Source organism: Stappia sp. MMSF_3263, assembly GCF_030733745.1.
In the GTDB taxonomy this organism is placed as follows: domain Bacteria; phylum Pseudomonadota; class Alphaproteobacteria; order Rhizobiales; family Stappiaceae; genus Stappia.
This window is the reverse complement of sequence record NZ_JASHIK010000016.1, coordinates 41105-60888: the sequence shown is the minus strand read 5'-3', so window position 1 is coordinate 60888 and position 19784 is coordinate 41105. Positions and strand designations below refer to the sequence as shown.

At 65.8% G+C, this 19784-nt stretch carries 18 protein-coding genes; 6 read left to right on the top strand and 12 right to left on the bottom strand.

Annotation, left to right across the window (positions count from 1 at the left end):
* Positions 1-4 precede the first annotated feature (4 nt).
* From RBB46_RS16785 to RBB46_RS16765, 5 genes are all read left to right on the top strand, one after another.
* Complete coding sequence (locus tag RBB46_RS16785; protein WP_306030164.1) at positions 5-889, top strand: ABC transporter permease; 885 nt, start codon at positions 5-7, stop codon at positions 887-889.
* On the top strand, positions 886-1755 hold the full coding sequence (locus RBB46_RS16780) for an ABC transporter ATP-binding protein (RefSeq protein ID WP_306030163.1): 870 nt from the start codon (positions 886-888) through the stop codon (positions 1753-1755). The genes RBB46_RS16785 and RBB46_RS16780 overlap by 4 nt, the downstream gene beginning before the upstream one ends.
* Positions 1752-2552 carry an ATP-binding cassette domain-containing protein gene (locus RBB46_RS16775; protein WP_306030162.1) on the top strand — a complete coding sequence of 267 codons (801 nt, stop codon included), beginning with the start codon at positions 1752-1754 and terminating at the stop codon, positions 2550-2552. Before RBB46_RS16780 ends, RBB46_RS16775 begins: the two co-directional genes overlap by 4 nt.
* A 49-nt stretch (positions 2553-2601) precedes the next feature.
* Complete coding sequence (gene menC, locus RBB46_RS16770; RefSeq protein WP_306030161.1) at positions 2602-3735, top strand: o-succinylbenzoate synthase; 1134 nt, start codon at positions 2602-2604, stop codon at positions 3733-3735.
* Between the two features lie 152 nt (positions 3736-3887).
* Positions 3888-4616: a hypothetical protein gene (locus tag RBB46_RS16765; RefSeq protein WP_306030160.1), complete on the top strand. Its 729-nt coding sequence runs from the start codon at positions 3888-3890 to the stop codon at positions 4614-4616.
* A gap of 27 nt (positions 4617-4643) precedes the next feature.
* On the opposite strand, the gene RBB46_RS16760 is transcribed toward RBB46_RS16765, so the two are convergent.
* The 12 genes from RBB46_RS16760 to RBB46_RS16705 form a co-directional block, all read right to left on the bottom strand.
* Positions 4644-5333 (bottom strand): SDR family NAD(P)-dependent oxidoreductase, encoded by a 690-nt coding sequence (locus RBB46_RS16760; RefSeq protein ID WP_306030159.1) that lies wholly within the window; start codon positions 5331-5333, stop codon positions 4644-4646.
* 29 nt (positions 5334-5362) lie between these two features.
* Positions 5363-6412 carry a glycerol dehydrogenase gene (locus RBB46_RS16755; RefSeq protein ID WP_306030158.1) on the bottom strand — a complete coding sequence of 350 codons (1050 nt, stop codon included), beginning with the start codon at positions 6410-6412 and terminating at the stop codon, positions 5363-5365.
* A 3-nt stretch (positions 6413-6415) separates the two neighbouring features.
* Positions 6416-7252, bottom strand: a complete 837-nt coding sequence (locus tag RBB46_RS16750; RefSeq protein ID WP_306030157.1) for a carbohydrate ABC transporter permease — start codon at positions 7250-7252, stop codon at positions 6416-6418.
* Entirely contained in the window at positions 7249-8109 is an 861-nt protein-coding gene (locus RBB46_RS16745; protein WP_306030156.1) for a carbohydrate ABC transporter permease, read from the bottom strand. The genes RBB46_RS16750 and RBB46_RS16745 overlap by 4 nt, the downstream gene beginning before the upstream one ends.
* A gap of 83 nt (positions 8110-8192) precedes the next feature.
* Positions 8193-9518 (bottom strand): ABC transporter substrate-binding protein, encoded by a 1326-nt coding sequence (locus RBB46_RS16740; RefSeq protein ID WP_306030155.1) that lies wholly within the window; start codon positions 9516-9518, stop codon positions 8193-8195.
* Positions 9519-9566: 48 nt separating this feature from the next.
* Complete coding sequence (locus RBB46_RS16735) at positions 9567-10649, bottom strand: ABC transporter ATP-binding protein (protein ID WP_306030154.1); 1083 nt, start codon at positions 10647-10649, stop codon at positions 9567-9569.
* On the bottom strand, positions 10649-12145 hold the full coding sequence (locus RBB46_RS16730) for a xylulokinase (RefSeq protein WP_306030153.1): 1497 nt from the start codon (positions 12143-12145) through the stop codon (positions 10649-10651). The genes RBB46_RS16735 and RBB46_RS16730 overlap by 1 nt, the downstream gene beginning before the upstream one ends.
* The gene (locus RBB46_RS16725) at positions 12138-13598 is read right to left on the bottom strand and encodes an FAD-binding oxidoreductase (protein WP_306030152.1); all 1461 of its coding nucleotides are present in this window, start codon (positions 13596-13598) and stop codon (positions 12138-12140) included. Before RBB46_RS16725 ends, RBB46_RS16730 begins: the two co-directional genes overlap by 8 nt.
* Positions 13599-13698: 100 nt before the next feature.
* Positions 13699-14748 (bottom strand): LacI family DNA-binding transcriptional regulator, encoded by a 1050-nt coding sequence (locus RBB46_RS16720; protein ID WP_306030151.1) that lies wholly within the window; start codon positions 14746-14748, stop codon positions 13699-13701.
* Between the two features lie 126 nt (positions 14749-14874).
* Complete coding sequence (locus tag RBB46_RS16715; protein ID WP_306030150.1) at positions 14875-16476, bottom strand: MBL fold metallo-hydrolase; 1602 nt, start codon at positions 16474-16476, stop codon at positions 14875-14877.
* A gap of 316 nt (positions 16477-16792) precedes the next feature.
* Complete coding sequence (locus RBB46_RS16710) at positions 16793-17371, bottom strand: HD family hydrolase (RefSeq protein WP_306030149.1); 579 nt, start codon at positions 17369-17371, stop codon at positions 16793-16795.
* 59 nt (positions 17372-17430) lie between these two features.
* Positions 17431-18279: a GntR family transcriptional regulator gene (locus RBB46_RS16705; protein ID WP_306030148.1), complete on the bottom strand. Its 849-nt coding sequence runs from the start codon at positions 18277-18279 to the stop codon at positions 17431-17433.
* Between the two features lie 171 nt (positions 18280-18450).
* Here RBB46_RS16705 and fahA point away from each other — a divergent pair, with 171 nt between their 5' ends.
* Positions 18451-19776 carry a fumarylacetoacetase gene (fahA, locus tag RBB46_RS16700; RefSeq protein WP_306030147.1) on the top strand — a complete coding sequence of 442 codons (1326 nt, stop codon included), beginning with the start codon at positions 18451-18453 and terminating at the stop codon, positions 19774-19776.
* Positions 19777-19784: the final 8 nt, after the last annotated feature.

The window sequence follows — 19784 nt, the reverse complement described above, 5'->3', positions numbered from 1 at the left end:
CCCGATGACCGTCGCCTCCCCCCTTCCCCATCCCTCGCCCCGCCGCATCCTGATGAAGCGCGCAAGGGCGCATCGCGGCCTCTTGATAGGCGGTACGATCGTTCTCGCCGTGCTGCTTGTCGGGCTTGCCGCGCCTGTGATCGCGCCGCACGATCCCTACCTTCAGGATCTCAGCAAGCGGCTGGTGCCTCCGGTCTGGTCCGAAAAAGGCTCCTGGGAGCACATCTTCGGCACCGATGCGCTCGGCCGAGACTACTTCTCCCGCATTCTCTACGGCGCGCGCATCTCGATGCTGATCGGCCTCACGGCCGCGCTCGGCTCCGGCATCATCGGCACCACGCTCGGGCTTCTCGCCGGCTATTTCGGCGGCAAGGTCGACAGTCTCGTCACCTTCATCGTCTCCGTTCGCCTGGCACTGCCCGTGGTGCTCGTCGCCCTTGCCGTCGTCTCGCTGTTCGGCGGCGAATTGTGGATCGTCGTCGCCGTTCTCAGCCTGCTGCTGTGGGACCGTTTCGCCGTCGTCGTGCGCTCCGCCACCCAGCAATTGCGCAACCAGGAATTCGTCACCGCCGCGCGCGCCATGGGCGCCTCGACGCCGCGCATCCTGATCGTCGAACTGCTGCCCAATCTCGTCGGACCGCTGGTCGTCATCGGCTCGCTGGAAGTCGCCCACGCCATCCTGCTGGAATCGGCGCTTTCCTTCCTCGGTCTCGGCGTCCAGCCACCAACCCCTTCATGGGGACTGATGGTGTCGGAGGGCAAGGGCATGGTCTTCTTCGATGCCCGCCTGATCGCCCTGCCGGGCGCGGCCATCGCCATCCTGGTGCTCGGCATCAACCTGATCGGCGACGGCCTGCGCGACGTCCTCACTCCGGAGGGACGGGGATGACGACCGTGCTCAGTGTTCGCAACCTGGAAGTCTCCATCCCCACCCATGCCGGACCGCTCGCCGCCGTGCGGGGCGTCGACCTTCAGGTCGCGGCCGGCGAGACCCTCGGCATCGTCGGCGAAAGCGGCTGCGGCAAGTCGGTCACCTCGATGGCGGTGATGCGCCTGCTGCCGGAGCGGATCTCCGTCACCGCCGACGAGATGCGCCTTGGCGAGACCGACCTTACCGGCCTTGGCGAACGGCAGATGGCGGACCTGCGCGGCGAGCGCATGGCGATGATCTTCCAGGAGCCGATGACCGCGCTCAATCCGGTGCTCACCGTCGGACGGCAGCTCACCGAAACCTGGCTCCGCCATCGCAGAACCCCGATGAAGGAGGCGCGCGAACGTGCCATCGACCTGCTCGACCGGGTCGGCATCCCGCATCCGCGCGAGCGCATGGACGTCTATCCGCACCAGCTCTCGGGTGGACTGCGCCAGCGGGTGATGATCGCCATGGCTCTGCTTTGCGATCCAGAGCTGATCATCGCCGACGAGCCGACCACGGCGCTCGACGTGACGGTGCAGGCGCAGATCCTCGACCTTCTGGCCGGCCTGCAGCAGGAGCGCGGTCTCGCCATGGTTTTCATCAGCCACGACATCGGAGTTGTCTCGCGCATCGCCCATCGCGTCCAGGTCATGTATGGCGGGCGCACGGTCGACGGCGGACCGGTCGACGACCTGCTGCGCCATCCCAGGCACCCCTATACCAGGGCGCTCCTGTCCTCCGTGCCGCGACGCGGCATGCGCTGGGGCCGCGACACGCTCGGCGCCATCCGCTGGAGCGAAGACACCGACGATACCGCCACCCGGGAGACGCGCCCATGACCGGAACCGGCACCGTGCCCGTGATGGAAATCCGCGACGTTCGCCGGACCTACCGACTGAGCGGTGGCATGTTCGGGCAAGCAAGGATGCTGGACGCGCTGGCCGGCGTCAGCCTCGATCTCAGGCGCGGCGAGGTGCTGGCGCTGGTCGGGGAATCCGGCAGCGGCAAGAGCACCCTGTCGCGCATCCTGCTCGGTCTCGAGGCACCGACCTCGGGCGAGGTCTTTCTCGACGGCATGCCCGTCTCCTCGATCGCCCGGCGCAAATTCGCTGCACGCGTCCAGCCGGTGTTCCAGGACCCATATTCCTCGCTCAATCCGCGCAAGACCGTGCGCCAGCTCATCGAGATGCCGCTGGTTATCGCCGGTGGCGTGCCGGCATCGGAGCGGCTCGCCCGCGTGCGCGAGCTGCTCGACATCCTGCGCATGCCCGCGCGAATGCTCGACGCCTATCCGAGCCAGATGTCGGGCGGCCAGCGTCAGCGTGTCGCCATCGCCCGGGCGCTCATCTCGAGGCCCGAGATTGTCATCTGCGACGAGCCCACATCGGCGCTCGACGTTTCCGTCCAGGCGGAGGTGCTCAACCTGTTGATGGAGCTGCGCGCCGAGTTCGGCCTGACCTATCTGTTCATCAGCCACGACCTTGCCGTCGTCGAATATATCGCCGACCGGGTCGCGGTGATGCAGGAGGGGCGGATCGTCGAGCTGGACGAGGCCGAGCGTCTCTTCGCCGGCCCCGCGCATGACTACACCCGCCGCCTGCTTGCCTCCGCACTGACAGTTCCGCTCGCCACCTGACGGGCGACGACCGCGTAACCACTTTTCCAGCATCCTTCGAGGACCCCAGATGACCAGTCCGCTTGCCACCCGGCAATCCGCAGCCCTGACCATCGACAGCGCCGAACTGCGAGTCGTTCACCTGCCGCTGATCAATCCCTTCACCACCTCGACGGGCACGATGCGCGAGAAGGTCCTCCCCGTTCTGGTGCTCAAGTCGGGCGAACTGGAAGGCATCGCTGAGGGTGTCATGGACCCGCTGCCGGACTATCTCGACGACACGATCTCGGCCACGACGCATTTCCTGCGCGAGGCGATCCTGCCGCATGTCGTCGGCAAGAGCTTCGCCAATCCAGGCGAGCTGGAGCGCGTGCTCGCCCCATGGCGCGGTCACTGGATGGCCAAGGCAACCGTGGAGATGGCCTTCTGGGACCTGTGGGCGAAGTCCCTTGGCCTGCCGCTCAAGACCCTGCTCGGCGGCTCCGGCGACAAGGTCGCGGTCGGCGTATCGCTCGGCATCGACGAGATCGAGGCAACGGTCGAGGCGGCCAAGCGCCACCATGCCGAGGGCTACAAGCGGATCAAGCTGAAGATCCAGCCCGGGCACGACATCGCGCTTGTCTCGGCCGTGCGCGCCGCCCTGCCCGGCGCCCGGCTCAGCGTCGATGCCAACACGGCCTATACGCTGGCAGACACAAAGGTGATGCGCGCCCTCGACGCCTTCGACCTGGAGTACATCGAGCAGCCGCTCGCCTATGACGACCTGCACGACCATGCCGTGCTGCAGCAGCGCATCGTCACGCCGATCTGCCTCGACGAGAGCATTCGCTCGGCGGCAGACGCCCGAAAGGCGCTGGCCAACGATGCAACCCGGGTTATCAACATCAAGGTGGGCCGGGTTGGCGGCCATGCCGAGGCGATGCGCATCCATGACATCGCCGCCGCCTGGGCCGTGCCGGTGTGGTGCGGTGGCATGCTGGAAGCCGGCATCGGCCGCGCCCACAACATCCATCTCTCCACCCTGCCGAACTTCCGCAAGCCGGGCGACACATCGAGCGCCAGCCGCTATTTCCGCAAGGACATCATCATGGAAAGCCTGGAGACAGAGGACGGCATGATGGCGGTGCCGCAAGGCCCGGGCATCGGCGTGCGCCTCGACCGGGAGTTCCTGGAAAGCGTCACCGGCGAACGCGAAACGTTCTGAACCGCGAACGGGCCGGAGGCAGGCACAGGATGCGAAATCGCAGGGCTGCGCACGCATCCGGGCCGTGCTAGCTAGGAGCAATGTCAGCGGGGCCGGCAGCGTCCGGGCTTCCGCACCTCCGCCAGCCCTTCTCCTGCGGGATCAGCGAACCCATGCTCGAGCGCCGGATCTTCTGTTTCTGGACCGGGGAAAACCCGTTGACGGAGAACCGGAAGAAAGGGCTTGCAGCGCTTCGCTACCACTCCGGTTGCGAAATCGAGCTGATCACCGCCGAGCGGGTGGGCGAATTCATCCCGGCGGACCAGCTGCATCCCGCCTATCCCCATCTCAATCTCGCGCACCGGGCCGACTTCCTGCGCTGCTATGCCATGCTGCATCATGGCGGCGGCTATGCCGACATCAAGCCCCACTACCACAGCTGGGAACCCGCCTTTCGGCAGCTGGACGGCAACGCCGCGATATGGGCCGCCGGCTACCGGGAGCCCTCGCCCGGCGCCATTTCCAACATGTACTCGTCAAGCTGCCTGCTTGGCAAAAGCCTCGACCGGCGGGCGCAGGCCTACCTCCATCGCAAATGGCTGCAGCTGCAGTTCCGTAGCCTGATCGGCTGCTGCGCCTTCGTGTTCAAACCGCAAACGCCCTTCGCGAAGGCCTGGTGGGAGGAGATGAACCGGCGGCTCGACGCATTGCTGCCGGCGCTGACGGAGAATCCGGCGCGCCATCCGCGCGAACAACCCGGCGACATGCATGACGGCGAGGCATCGCGCTACCCCGTACCCTGGACCCATATTTTCGGAGACATTTTCCATGTCCTGGGCGGACGCCACCAGTCGAGGCTTTCGACGGTCCTGCCGGCGCCGGATTTCTCCAACTACCAGTAACCTCCCGGTGGCGGTCCGCAGCCGGTATCAGGCCGCGAGATAACCGCCGTCGACCGGAATGATCGCACCGTGAACGTAGGAGGCCTCCTCCGAAAGCAGGAAGGCAATGACCGATGCGATCTCGGCAGGCTGCGCCCAGCGGCCGAGCGGTATGCGAGCCTCGATCCGGGGGCCGCGCACCGGATCTGCCTTCGCCCGGGCCGACAGTTTCGTGTCGACCCAGCCCGGTGCCACAGCGTTGACGCGGACCCCGCGCCCGCCCCAGGCAACAGCCAGCGAGCGGGTCAGCGAGGAGACCGCCCCCTTGCTTGCGGAATAGGCCGGCGCGACACCATTGCCGAACCAGCTCCACATCGAGGCGATGTTGACCACCGCCCCGCCCCCTCGCTCAAGAGCCGGGAGAGCGGCCGTCGCGGCGGCGAAACTGCCCCCGACATTGATCGACATGACCTTTTCGAAGACATCCGCGTCCCATTCCGCATCGAAACGGATCACCCCGGCGCAATTGACGAGCCCGTGCAGCTCGATCACCGAGGAGAAGAGCGCCTTGCGGGCCCCCTCATCGGTGACATCGCATTCGAGGAAGGAAATTCCGGAGGAAAGGTCCGCATCGCACTCCAGACCTGCCGCGGTCACCTGCCAGCCGTGCCCTGCCAGATATTCCGCCGTCGCGCGCCCGATGCCGGTTCCCCCGCCCGTTACAATTGCCCTTCGCATCGCAGTTCCCCTCAGGTGTGGTGGGCGCATCAAGACCGCCGGTCGAGGGAGCGCATGGCCGCAACCAGATCGCCCGGCTCCAGCCGGCGCATGTAGTTCCCGGCATAGGGTGCCGTCAGCGAGATCTCGGCCATCTTCCGGAAATCGCCTTCCTCAGCGAGCCCGAATTCCGCGAACGACACCGGCAACCCCATTCTTTCGAAGAAGGCGGTCAGCTCCTCGATTTCCTCGTTGCTGCCCTGCCCGGCGGCAAGCTGTGTCAGCGTGCCGAGCGCCACCATCTCGCCATGCAGGAGGCGGGCGAGCTGCGGCATTGCCGAAAAACCACGCACCATGGAATGGGCGATGGAAAGTCCGCCGCTTTCGAAAGCCAACCCGCTCAGCAGGATCGAGGCTTCCACGACCCGCTCGAAGGCGTCGTCCGGTTTCCCGGCCCGCATCGCCGCTTCCCCGTCGTCCAGCAGGATGGCACGGGCGCGTTCGACGATGGCTTTTGTCAGCTCGGTCGGGGTACCGCCGAAGAAGTTCAGTCCGCCGCCTGCCAGCGCACCGGCAAGTTCATAGGGTTTCGACATGGCATCGCCGATGCCTGCGGCCAGAAAGCGGCGTGGCGCCGATGCGATAACGGCCGTATCGACGAGCACCAGAACGGGATTGGCCCGCATATGGCGCACGCCCTCGACGGCATGATCGGCCGTGTAAACCACCGCGATGTGGCTCGTCGGGCTGTCATTGGAGGCAATCGTGGGAACGATCGCTACTGGCAGGTCGCGCAGGATCGCCGCGCCCTTGGCCGTGTCGATCGCCTTGCCCCCGCCAATGCCCAGGATCAGGCGCGCGTCGCCGATCTCGGCGGCGCGAGCCTCGATCTCTCCTGCCGTACACTCCCCTCCGAACGACAGGAGGCGGGCCTGCGGTAGGCAGCGCCCGATCTGATCGCCGAGCAGGTCGCGGGCAACCGGGTCGATCACGATGGCAACCGGGCCGCCTCCCAGGCGTTCCACCTCGGCGCCGAGCGTGTCGATCGCGCCGGGACCCTGAACATAGCGTTGCGGGGCGCCGAGAATACGCAGAGCCATGACCTATCCTTTCACCGCGCCGGCCGTCAGACCTTGCACGAAATAGCGGGAGAGCAGGATGAAGGCGATAAACAGAGGCATCGCGATCAGGGTTGATCCAGCCATGATGTCGCCCCAGCGTAGGTCGAACGCGCCGATCATGGACGCAAGCCCGAGCGGCACGGTCTTGTTCACGTCCGAACCGATCATCACCAGCGCGAACGTGTAGTCGGTCCAGGACAGCAGGAAGGCGAAGATCGCCACCGTCACCAACCCCGGCACGGAGAGCGGCAGCACCACCCTGAGGAAGGCCCCGAGCCGCGTGCAGCCATCGACCATCGCCGCCTCCTCCAGTTCAAACGGCATCGCCTTGAAGAAGCCCCACAGGAACCAGACCCCGAGCGGCATGGTCATGGTCAGGTGCGAGATGACGAGGGAAAAGAGCGTGTCGTTCAGCCCGACCTTGGTGAACATCGCGTAGAGCGGGATGGCGAGCAGCAGCGGCGGGAACATGTAGGCATAGAGCATGCCGGCGATGATCGCCTTCTTGCCGCGGATCCTCTGCCGAGTGACGCCATAGGCGATCATCACCGACAGGAACATGGTCAGGACGACCGTCGACAAGGCAACGATCAGGCTGTTCAGGAACTGGCGGGGATAATCGGTCTGGGCCAGCAGGCTGTAATAGTACTGAAGGGTGAGTTCGGTCGGGACGAGCGTCGGATTGAGCAGCATCTCCTGCGTCGGCCGCAGCGAGGACGACACCATCCAGTAGATGGGAAAGGCGCTGTAGAGCGCGATGGCGATTGCCGCGAGATAGAGGCCGATACGGGCGAGCGGCCGGCGCGATGCGGTTGTCATGCATCGTCCTCCATGGGAAAGGCTCGGAAATAGAGGAAAACGGCCAGTGACAGGAACAGGAACGAGATCGTCGCGACCGCCGCGCCCGTACCGATGTCATAGAGCGCGAAGGCCGTCCGGTAGGACAGGATCGGAAGATGCTCCGTCGCCCCCAGGGGACCGCCGCCCGTCGTCAGCCAGATGACGTCGAACTTGTTGAACATCCACACCCCGCGCAGCAGCACGATCACCGTCAGGATCGGCCGCAGCACCGGAAGCGTGACGTGGAAGAAGCGGCGGACAGGACCGGCTCCATCGACGCGGGCCGCCTCATAAAGCTGGGTGGGCACGGTCTGCAGGCCGGCAAGGAAGGTCGTGGTGACGAAGGGCGTCCACAGCCAGACCGAAATCAGGATCACCGATATCATCGCCGCCTGCTCGGTCTCGAACCAGTAGATCGGCGGCAGGCCCCAATCGTCCATCAGGATGGTGACGATGCCGAGTGACCCGTCGACCATCCACTTGAAGGTCAGAACCGCGATCACGGTCGGCAGCAGGTAGGGCAGGAACGCCATCCCGCGCACCAGAGCCCGGCCGCGAAACGGCTGGTGCAGCACCAGCGCGAAACTGATACCCAGCACAACTTGGAGTACGATTGCCAGACCGGCATAGACGATGCCGTTCCACAACGCGTTCCAGAACTCCGCGCTTGCCAGCACGGCCTGGTATTTCGCCAGCCCCACCCAGACCGGGTCGGAGGTCAGCGACGGCAGATCGAAGAAGCTCAGCGACACGGCATAGACCGCCGGACCGACAATCAGCACCAGTGTCACGATCACGCCCACAGCCAGGAAGGCCGGCAGCATCCAGCGGGTCATTCTTGCACCCTTTTCGCAATCCGGAAGGCCGGAGGCGGCAGGTCTCGCCGCCTCCGGGTTGGTGTCGGGAACGAGACCGGCGGTCAGTTCACCAGGTCGCGCATCCGCGCTGCCGCCGTCTCGACGGCTTCCATCGACGACATGCCCTTGATCAGCTTGTTCTGGAGCATCTCCGGCATGACGAAGGCCTCGAACACCTTGCCCGGGCGGATATCCGGATACGGTCCCTGGGTGTCGATCGAGGTGACCAGCATCTTGTCGTCGGTGACCATCCCGCGCATCGTCTCGATCTGCTGGGAGTATTTCTTGATCATCGCGTTGTCGCGCCAGCGGTCATTGTCGTAGATGTCCAGCCGCGCCGGCTGGAAATGAACAGGCGCGGTGTGCAGGAAGTCGACCAGGCGGTCGGTGGTCATCCAGCGCATGAACTCCATCGCCGGGCCCGTGTTGTCGGTCTTCAGGACCACCCAGCCGTCATAGCCATGACTGACCGCCTTGTTGTTCCCGGCGCTGTCCATGTAGGGCATGATGCCGAGGTTTTCCGCAACCTGCGGATTGTCCCGCTCCGCCGCCTCGAGAACCCGCCCCGCATAGGCCCCATGCGCGACGGACCCGCCCACGACGTTGGACAGCACCGTCGCATAGTCGGCCTGGATCGCGCCCGGCGGCATGGTCGGGTAGAGCCGCTCCATGAAATCGAGATAGGCGGCGGCCTTGGACTTCATGCCCTCGGCATCCAGCGTGACATTCCACTGGTCGTCGAACAGCTTGACGCCCTCGGCCCACATGAAGGCGACCGACATCCAGTTGGTGGCGCCGTTTGAGCCGATGGGGAACAGGCAGCCCTTGCGCCGGCCCTCGATGGTGGCCTGGCAATTGGCGACGAAATCGTCCCAGGTGTTGGGGATCGACAGGCCTTTCTGCTCGTAGAGATCCTTGCGGTAGTAGATGACCGAAAGGTTGTAGTCGAACGGGTACCAGTAGACCTTGCCGTCCATCGGGAACAGGATGTTGTTGCCCCATTCATACGGATCTGTGAGTTCGTTCAACGGCACGATCTGCCCCTGGTCGGCCAGGATCAGCACATGACCGATGAAGCCGACATTGGCAATGTCGTAGGGCGTTCCGCTGCGAATGCCGTTGGTGATCTTGGTGAAGGCCTCGCCAAGGGGGACGGAATCGATCCGCACCTCGATGCCGGTCTTCTCCTGGTACTCCTTCGCGATCCTGTCGAAGAAGGCGAGCGTGTCCTTGCCGGTCTCGCAGTTCAGGAACCGGATTTCCTTGCGTCCCTGCGCGCGCAGGGCGGGTGCGCCGAGGCTGGACAATGCCGCGCCAAGGCCCAGAATGCCGGCCCCCTGCAGGGTCTGGCGCCGTGTGATCAGCGGTGAATTGCTTGATTTCTTCATGGTTTCTCCTCCCGAGTTGCCCCGCGTCCTCCGCCGCGGTGATTTCGTTCAGTCCCGCGCTGGTTCCGCAGAGGCGGACAGCGCCAGTCGCAGTTCGGTCTCCTTGTCGAAGAGATGGATGCCCGCCGGGTCGGCCGAAACATGTACGGTGTCGCCCGCGCGGATGTCGTCGCGCCGATCTTCCATGACGCGCAGCTGGTGCTCGCCGATCCGGCCGATCAGCAGGGTCTGCGACCCGAGCTGCTCGACGGCGCGCACGGCAAACGGAATGCCCTCGCCTGCGACAAAGAGCGCTTCGGGCCGCACACCGGCGATGACCGGCCCGTCCGGCGCGCCAGACGGCACCGGCAGCGACAGGTCGTCGGACGGCCCCATGCGCAGGCGTCCCTCGCCGATCTCGGCGGGAAAGAGGTTCATTTCCGGCGATCCGATGAAGCCTGCGACGAACACGTTGCGCGGCCGGTCGTAGACCTCCAGCGGCGCGCCGATCTGCTGGACGTGGCCGTCGCGCATGATCACGATGCGATCCGCCAGCGTCATGGCCTCGGTTTGGTCATGGGTGACGTAGACCATCGCCTTGCCGATGCGCTTCTGCAGCAACGCGATTTCCTCACGCATGCGCACCCTGAGCTTCGCATCGAGGTTCGACAGCGGCTCGTCGAGCAGGAACACGGCCGGGTCGCGCACCAGCGCCCGGCCCAGCGCGACCCGCTGCATCTGCCCGCCGGAAAGCTGGCGCGGTTTGCGATCCAGCAGATGCGTGATCGCCAGCATCTCGGCAACCTCGTCGACGCGCCGGGCCGTGTCGGCGGTGGTCATGCCGCGCATCTTCAGGCCGAAGCCCAGATTGGCGCGGATCGTCTTGTGCGGATAAAGCGCGTAGTTCTGGAAGACCATCGCGATGTCGCGATCCTTGGGCTCCAGGTTGGTGACATCGCGCCCGCCGATGAACAACTCCCCGCCGGAAATGCTTTCAAGGCCCGCCACCATGCGAAGCGTCGTCGACTTGCCGCAGCCCGACGGCCCCAGCAGGACGATCAGTTCGCCCTTGGCGATATCCAGGTTGACCCCCTCGACGGCAGTCACGCCGCCATAGGTCTTGCGCAAGTTGCGCAGGCTCACTTCGGCCATCAGTTCCCTTCCCTGCCGGCTGCGGCGATGCGATGGTTGACAGGCGTCAGCGCGTCCTTGGTCTCGCGGTAGATGGCAAAACCGTCCTCGTAACGCCGTGCGGCTTCCGGGTTGGGCCGCCGGGTTGCCTTGACCTCGATCACGGATGCCGCCGCCTGCGTATCGGCGAAGACGCCTGCGCCGAGACCGGCGATCAGGGCGGCGCCGAAGGAGGCATCGCCCTCGCGCGGGATCTCGATGACCAGGCCGGTCACATCGGCGATGATCTGCTGCCAGAGCTCGCTGCGCGTGCCCCCGCCGACCAACCGGGCCGTAGAGAACCCCATGTCGAGCCCGCGAAGCACTTCCAGGCAGTCGCGCAGACTGAAGGCGATGCCCTCGTAGAGCGCCCGCACGAAATGGCCGGGACCGTGGGCAAAGCCGAGACCGACATAGGAGGCCCTCAGGTCCGGGTCCCAATACGGGCTGCGCTCGCCGTTGAGATAGGGGTGGAAGACCAGTCCCTCGCTTCCCGGCGGCACGGCCTGCGCCGCACGGTCCATGCCATCGAAGCCGATGGTGCCGAACAGGGTGTCGCGCAGCCAACGATGCGCCGACGCACAGGAATTGGTCCCCAGGATCGTGTAGCAATGGCCAGGCACCAGATGCGGGTAATGGATGACCTTTTCCGAGAAGGACGGGGTTGCCGTCAGCGTCGACACGGTTCCCGCGGTCGCCAGCTTGAGCGCGCCGAGCCCTGCGCGGGTCATGCCGCCGCAGAAGGTCTCGGCATTGGTGTCCGACGTCCCGCAGATCACCGGCGTCCCGGCCATCAAGCCGGTCGCCTGCGCGGCGGCCGCCGTGACCGTTCCGGTGACCTGCGTCGAGCCGACGATGGGCGGCAGGACGGACGCGTCGATCCCCGCCATACGGCAGAGTTCATCCGACCAGCCGGAGCCACCGGCATCGGCCAGCATCAGCCCCCAGGCATCGGTGATATCGGTTGCATCGCTTCCGTCGATCTGGCGCCGCAGCCAGTCCTTGGCCGGACGGACCCGGTGGATGCGGGCGAACAGTTCCGGCTCGTTCTCCCGCGTCCAGACAAGCTGCGGCAGGGTCCAGGTCGCGCTGACCAGATTGCCCGACAGCTCCAGGATCCGCGCACCCTGCGCCTGCCGAAGAGCCGCCACCTGCCGCCCCGAGCGCTGGTCGTTCCACATAATTGCCGGTCGCAAGGCACGGCCGTCGGCATCCTCGAGAACATGCGTATGGGCGCCGGCCGTGAAGGCGATGCCACCGATCCGGGCAGGGTCGATCCCCTGCCGCCAGAGCTGCGACAGGGTGTCGATCATCGCCGTCCGCCAGCCGAGCGGGTCCTGCTCGCTGAACCCGGGATGCGGGGCCAGCGTCTCGACGGCGGCCGAGGCCGCGCCGTGGACCTTGCCGGCGCCGTCGATCACGGTCGATTTGAGCGAGCCGGCACCGAGGTCTATGCCCAGCAGCAACGGATCAGGCATGGTCCACCCTGTCTCGATAGGGGTCGATGGAGCCGGCGCGCGGCGGCAGGCCGAGCTTGCCGGGGTTGAAAAGGTTCTGCGGGTCGATCGCCTGTTTCACCGCACGCAGCAGGTCCATGCCGACCCCGAGCTCGTCATCCATCCAGGGACCGCGGAACAGGCCGCTGCCGTGATGGTGGGCGATGGAGCCGCCATGGGCGAGCGTTTCGCCCTCCAGCAGTTCCCACAGTCGCGCATGCAGCGGAAGGGCCTCGTCCTGCGGCATTTGCGGCAGGCGGATGGTCATGTACTGGCACACGCCCTCCGGATAGACATGCGACCAGTGGGCGCTGAAATGCGCCTCCGGGAAGATCCCCGGCACCTGCTTCTCGATCGCCTCGTAGAGCGCGGCGGCACGAGACCAGTTCACAGTCACCTCGATGGTGTCGTTGTAGTAGCCCTTGTCCTGCCACAGCTTGCTGATCGACTTGTATCGGGTCGCCCGCCATTCGTCGAAGGGCCGGGTTTCGGTTTCCACCGCGCCCGCCTCGGCGGCGAAGCTGCGAACCAACGCAGCCTCGGCGGCCACGAGGCCCGGTTCGCCGCACACCACGATATTGGCCATCACGGGCCGCTCGGCGAAGGCGGCGATGCCTTCGGTGCGCGATGCCGTTTCGCGCTCGTCATAGAGCCGCACGATCCTGGGATGCAGCCCCGCCTGCATGATACGGCGGGCAAGGCCGAGCGCCGCGGCACGCTCCGGCAGCGCGAACACCATGACCTCTTCCGCCTCCGGCTGTTTCCAAAGGCGCAGGGTGAGTTCGGTGATGATGGCAAGCGTGCCCTCGTTGCCAACGATCAGGTCGCGGATCGACGGGCCGGTCGCCCGCTTCGGCAAGGGCCGGACCTCCAGCAGCCGACCGTCGGGAAGCACTGCCTTGAGGCCGACGACAATGTCCTCGATCTTGCCGTAGCGGCTGGACTCCTGCCCGCCGCCCCGGCAGGCCGCCCAGCCTCCGGTGGTGGAAATGGTCAGCGACTGGGGAAGGTGGCCAACCGTGTAGCCTTTCGCATTGAGTTCCGCTTCGAAAAGCTCGCCGTTCATGCCCGCCTGGACCGTCACCAGCGCATTCTCGTAGTCGACGCCGGTGATCCGATCCATGCGCTGCATGTCGATCATCACCTCGCCCTCGAGCGGAATGGTGCCGCCAAGGACGCCCGAACCGCTGCCATAGGGGATGACGGGGAGACCGGCCTTGGCCGCATGGCGCACGATCCGCTGGACCTCGTCGGCCGAACCCGGGCGCAGGACGACACCCGGCAAGGTGCCGACCAGCGCCCCGGCGCGGGCCCGGAAATTCGCATAGGGCAGCTTGTCGTGGGCGTACCGCCTGCGGTCGTCCTCGGTTGTAAGGACGTTCTCCGCCCCGACGATATCCGCAAACTCCGCGAACCGCGTTTCACTGCTCACCATGGTCCTCCCTTCTCGACTACGGCGGCGTGATTTTGCGCGGCCGGACACTTGAGCAAACGTTTGTTCAAATAGAATGCAAAAGACCCGGCTGCGTCAACACCTAAATTTTCAGGGAAGAGGCAGAGCCCCGAACGACGAGGTTTCCCGGCGCCAGCAGCAGCACGGGAGGCCTTTGGGACGCTGCGTCGGATGGCATCCCGAGTTGATCCACAAGCATTCGCACGGCCTCGTGTCCCATTTCCGAAGTGGGCAGTCCGACCGTCGTGATTTCGGGATAGACGACCCGTGCGAGAAGGTCGTCATGCATCGTGACCACCGAAATATCGCCCGGCACGTCGAGCCCGAGCTTGTGCAGATGCGCGATGGTGGCCGCCCCCGTCAGCAGCGTCGCGGCATGGATGGCCGTCACCTTGCGCTCCAGCAGGCGATCGACCGCCGCCGGAACCCGCTCGGGATCGTATCCGGCCTCCGCTACCAGTTGCGGATCGGGGTCGAGACCGGCAGCCGACATCGCCTCCTCCCAGCCCTGCCGGCGGGCGTTGCCGTTGAAGCGCCCCAGCCGGCCCGCCACATGCCCGATACGCCGGTGCCCCAGATCGATCAGATGCCGCACGCCGATCGCGCTGGCCGCACAGGTATCAACAGCGACGCAGGGCACATCGCCAGGAAGGACGCGGTTGATGACCACATAGGGGCGGTTCATCGCCGCGATGCTCTGGCGCAGGCTGTCATCCTCGTCGAAGCTCGCGATGATGACGCCCTCGATCAGGCTGGACTGCGAGACCCGCTCCAGCACGCTCGCCGCGGAACCGTTCTGGTCATAGGCAACCAGCAGCACGTATCCCCTCGCCCGCGCCTCGGCCTCCGCCCCGAGGATGGCGGAGGCGAAGACCGGGTTCTCGATCTGCGGCACCACGATGAGCAGGGTGCGGGACTGCGCCGTCTTCAGCGCCCGGGCCAGCGGGTTCGCCCGGTACTTCAGCCGCTCCGCCGCCTCGATGATTCGCTGCCGCGTCTCCGCGCTGGTCCGCACGTCCTTGTCGTTCTTCAGGACACGCGAAACGGTGGAGACATCCACGCCCGCCGCCTTGGCCACGTCCCGCAAGGTGGTGTTGCGCGAACGCTGCGCGGAAGTCGTTTCCTTGGTCATTCCCGGCCGATCCTGATCCAGGGCCGGTCTGTCGGCCATTGGCCGCGCCGCATCCCGTTCCCATCGAAGCAGGAAAGTTGCCCAAACGTTTTCGCAGAGGCAAGGCCAACCTGCGGCACCAGTCGCCTATTCCGCCACCTCGTCTCCGGAAAGCGCCCGGCGAAGGCGGCGAATCGCCACGTTGCGACTCTTCTCGTCCGGCTCGGCGGAAAGCTGGTCGCTGATATCCAGCAGCAGGCGAGAGACGTCGTTGTGCCAATCGAGATGGGCCACCTCCTCGCGCGGCAGTCGCGGTGGCAACAGGCCGGCCAGCGGGATTGCACCTTCCCTCGTCAGCTCGAACGTCTGGTCAAGGTCGGGACGGAGCACGTGGTCGGCCTCAACGAGGCCGGGCAGACGGACGACAAGTCCCTCTATCGCCTCCGGCTCGCCGTGAACCAGGAACAGGTCGTGTGTCAACGGCAACCGTTCACCGATCCAGCTTGCCAGTTCAGGGCCGTCGGCATGGCCGGAATAAAGGTCGATCGAACGGATCCGGGCTCGGACAGAGAACTCCTCGCCCTGGATGCGGACGGACGGCGCGCCGTCCTGCAGTATGCGGCCGAGCGTGCCGGTTGCCTGGTAACCAACGAGCAGCACGGTCGCCTCGTCGCGCCACAGCCAGTTCTTCAGTCGGTGGCGGATGCGGCCGGCCTCGCACATCCCGCTGGCCGCGATGACGATGTGGAAGCCACGAACGCGGTCGAGCGCTTTGCTCTGCTCCACCGTCTCGGTCATCTGCAGGTTGCCGGCCGCGAGCCCCTGCAGCAGCGTCTCGCCGCCCTCCAGCTCGCGGGCATGGCGGGCGAAGACCCGGGTCGCGGCAGCGGCCAGCGGCGAATCCAGGTAGACCGGGATTTGCGGCAGGGCGCCCTCGGCCATCAGCTGGCACAGATCGCTGATCAGTTCCTGCGCCCGTTCCACCGCGAAGGACGGAATAAGCAGGGCACCGTTAGGGTTCATCGCCGCCTTCACTTCGGCACGCAGTTGCGCCCGCCGGTGCGCCGGGGTGGCGTCCTCCCGATCGGTGTCGCCATATGTGCTTTCGCAAATGAGATAGTCGATGCCGCTCGGTGCCTCCGGGTCGGGATGCAACAGCTTGTAGTCGGGGCCGATATCACCGGAAAACAGCAGCCGGATCGCCGGGTCGGCGATCTCCAGCTCGACCGAGGCCGAGCCAAGCAGGTGACCTGCATTCCAGAAGCGGGCGCGCAGGCCCGGTAGCACCTGGAACCAGTCGCCATAGGCATGGGGCCGGAACAGGGCGAGCGTTGCCTGCGCATCCTCGCCGGAATAGATCGGCTCGACCGTCTCGCGGCGACTGCGCCGGCGGTTGCGCCGGTTGAGTTGCTCGACCTCGATCTCCTGGATATGGGCACTGTCGGGCAGCATCACGCTGCACAGCTCGAACGTGGCTCCGGTCGCGAAGATCGGCCCCGCATACCCCTCGCGCACCAGCTTCGGCAGCAGGCCGGAATGGTCGATATGGGCGTGGCTGAGGATCACCGCGTCAATCTCGCCGGCGGCGAAGGGAAACGGGCGATAGTTCAGCTCCTTCTCGGTCTTCGAGCCCTGGAACAGGCCGCAGTCGAGCAGGACCGTGCCGCCTGCCGTCTCCAGCCGGTGGCAGGACCCGGTAACGCAGCCGGCGGCGCCATGGAATGTCAGCCTGGGGGCATCCGTTGCCATCGAACCTTCCTCCGTTCGGTCCTGCCTGCCGGCGCAAATACCAATGATGACGACAGGTTAGCACGGGCCGAATACCCTCGCCGAGCCCGAAGACACGGGTTCGCGGTAGCACGTAGGCGCTCAGGTTGGATCTTTCCGTCAGCCCTTGAGGCCACGCATTACCGAAGGCGCACGACCGAGAGGCCGAACACAGTTACATCGTTGAGGCTGATCGTCGCGCGGAGCGGATCTGCATCTCGCCAAGCACTGCAGTGGAAGCACAACCGCCCGGGCACCGGCAACGGGAGCGACAGAAGCGTCTTGCCGGGACCGGAACCTATCCGAAGTGACGCGCGACGAGCCGTTTTGCGTAATCCCAGAGCGAGGGCGAGCCCGCCTCGATCTGCGGACCGTAACGCGCATGCACCTGCTCCCTGGACACGTTGCCCTCGCTCCAGGTGCCCCCTCCGGCGGCAACGTTCTGGACGAGCGGCTGAAAGCGGTCGAGCGACTTGGCAAAACGCGCATCCGGCGAGGCACCCTCCTCGAACTCCAGCCAGAGTGCCTTCAGTTCCGTCCCTTGCGCACCGGGCAGCAGTCCGAAGATACGGTCGGCGGCGGCGGCCTCCAACGCCCCCTGCCGTTCCGGATCCACGGTGCCGTGGATCGGCGCGTCCCCCGCATCGATCTCGACGATGTCGTGCAGCAGAAGCATCCCGATCACGCGCCCGACGTCCACTTCAGGATCGGCACGTCCGCCAAGGACGAGTGCATAGAGGGCCAGATGCCACGAATGCTCCGCGCTGTTCTCGCGGCGCGATCCGTCGATCAGCGGCGAGGCGCGCACGACCCCCTTCAGACGGTCGGCTTCGCGCAGGAAACGGATCTGCGCCTCAAGCCCGGTATCGTCGCTCACATGGATCTCCTCTGGCCGTCTGTCGTCACGCTCTCCAGCATCTATCCGAGGGCTGCGGACTACAGAAGCTTGTAGAATTTCTCGAAGGCGAGATAGGTCGACTTGACGTGCTCCCGCGCGACGCTTTCCGCCTCGCGGGGGTCGCGCTCGGCAAGGGCATCGGCGATCAACTCGTGCTGGCGCTGGAACAGCGCCGCCTCCTCCCGGGAAACGAACTGCGCAAACCTGTGCGCGAAATAGTACTGCATGTTCCGCTTGATCAGCTCGATCAGCCGTTCATTTCCGGAAGCGGCGAATATCAGGCCATGCAGCTCACGGTTCGTCGTCAGGCGCTGCGCGACATCCTCGAAACCAAGGCTTGCGCGCGAGCGCGTCGCGGCAACGATCTCCGCGATCTGGGGGTCACTTGCGCGAATCGCCGCCTGCGCCGTCGCGAAGCCTTCAAGGGCCATGCGCACCTCGTAGGATTCGCGAATCTGGATCATGTCGAGTTTCCTGACCTCCCAGCCGCGCTTGCGCCGTGACAGAAGACCGTCCGCCGACAGCCGCTGCATCGCCTCGCGCACCGGTGTCCGGCTGACTGCCAGGGCATCGCCGATCTCCGCCTCGATCAACGGCGTGCCGGTCGCAAGAGCTCCGGTCCGGATGGAAATCCGGAGCAGCTCATAGACCCGCTCGACAAAGGCTATCGGCGGTGTTTCGCCATTTTCCTTGTCGCCCTGGTTGAGTCCCTCGATCCGCATTTCATCGGCGATCGTCCAGAAATCGGCGCCCGCGATCACCCTCTCCTCAAGGTCTCGCAACCAGGCTGGAGACACGCCCCCCGCCGACTCCGTTCTGGATCGGGCGAGCGGACCATGGATGATCCACGGCTCGATCGTGCGGGGTGCCTCCGTGCGGGCTGCCATAACGTCTCTTCCCTGCTCTTTGACCTTGCGTCAGCTAGCCATGCCAGCAGCCTCTTGGACTAGTCCACAAATGGCCACCGGATCAATCGTCCACACGTATGCCTTGACGCATTCAATCTTGCATGCTTTTTTGCATACAAAGTTTGTAACCAATTGGTGATGTGGCAATCAATGACGAATTCCCGGCTCGACGAAACACATGATCCCCGCACCGAAAGCTGGGTCGTGACGGCAAACGCCGCCGGCAGCGCGTTTCCGCTGCAGAACCTCCCGTTCGGTGTCGGGCGGGCAGATTCGTCTGAGATGCACTCGGTTTTCGTCGCCATCGGCGACCAGGCACTCAATCTCAAGGCCTGCGCGCAAGGCGGCCTGCTCGACGGGGTGTTCGACGGCGATGCGCGCGCTGTCCTTGGCGGCACCGACCTGAATGCCCTGATGGCCCGCTCGCCGCGGGACTGGCATGCGCTGCGCCTGTGGCTGCACCGTGCCCTGCGGGAGGGCTCACCGCTCCAGGAGGCACTGACGCCCCTCCTGTCGCCGGCGGGAACCTTGCAGATGACGGTTCCCGCGCAGATCGGCGACTACACCGACTTCTACTGTTCGGTCGAACACGCGACCAATGTCGGCAAGCTGTTCCGCCCCGACAACCCGCTGCTGCCGAACTTCAAGAGCCTGCCTGTGGGATATCACGGCCGGGCATCCTCGATCGTCGTGTCGCGGACCGATGTCCGCCGGCCGGCCGGCCAGATCAGGTCCGGCGACGGCATTGTCCACGCTCCCAGCGCGATGCTCGACTTCGAGCTCGAACTCGGCGCCTTTGTCGGCATCAGGGAAGACGAGCCGGGGCCCCGGCCCCTGCCTGCTGCCCGGGACCGGCTCTTCGGCCTTTGCATCGTCAACGACTGGAGCGCCCGCGACATTCAGGCCTGGGAATACCAGCCGCTCGGACCTTTTCTCTCCAAGAGCTTCTCCACCACCCTCTCCCCCTGGATCGTGACCATGGAGGCGCTCGCCCCCTTCCGTGTTCCCGCCAGACGCAGATCGGCCGGCGATCCGCCGCTCCTTGCCTATCTCAGCGATGCGGAGGATGCCGCGCAGGGGGCGCTGGCGGTCGAGCTGACCGCAAGCCTGACCAGCGAGAGCATGCGCGCGCAAGGCTGCGCACCGGTGGTCGTCACGCGAACCAACGCCGCAGGCCTCTATTGGACCTTCGCCCAGATGCTGACCCACCACATGTCCAACGGCTGCCCGATGCAGCCGGGCGACCTTGTCGCTAGCGGCACGATCTCCGGTGAGGACAAGGGCTCGCAGGGATGCCTGATGGAGCTGACCCGCCGTGGCGCCGAACCGGTCGACCTGGGGAATGGCGAGATCCGCCGGTTCCTGCAGGACGGCGACGAAATCGTACTCGAAGGCCTGTGCGAACGGGATGGCTTCCGTTCCATCGGCTTCGGTGCGTGCCGGGGAAGAGTAACCCCGGCCATTGAGTGGCAATAAACTCGATT